The organism is Pseudoalteromonas rubra, assembly GCF_005887095.1.
Classification (GTDB): domain Bacteria; phylum Pseudomonadota; class Gammaproteobacteria; order Enterobacterales; family Alteromonadaceae; genus Pseudoalteromonas; species Pseudoalteromonas rubra_E.
The window spans coordinates 1-241 of the sequence record NZ_PNCI01000181.1; the positions used below are offsets into that span (position 1 = coordinate 1).

Annotated in this window: 1 protein-coding gene; it reads left to right on the forward strand. The window is 44.4% G+C overall.

Translation table 11 applies throughout. From position 1 onward, the window contains the following. A partial coding sequence (locus tag CWB99_RS24480; RefSeq protein ID WP_212748548.1) for a hypothetical protein occupies positions 1–241 on the forward strand: 241 nt, incomplete at both ends.

A 241-nucleotide genomic window follows, 5' to 3' on the forward strand; every position in this document is an offset into this window, starting at 1 on the left:
GGTATTACTATTTTTACTTCTTTTAGTTATCAGCCCTATACATTTCAGCAGTATAGTTCCGGTGCTACTCAGTACGATGGAAATACTGTTACCGGAGTGCCGGGTACTATTTGGGTTTCGGGAGCAGATTGGCAGCTGCCGCACCAATTTTTATTGCATGCTTCTGTAAATGCAACCGGCAGCATACCCTTGAATGATGCCAATACCGCATATGCTAATGCGTACCAATTGGTTCAGGCGA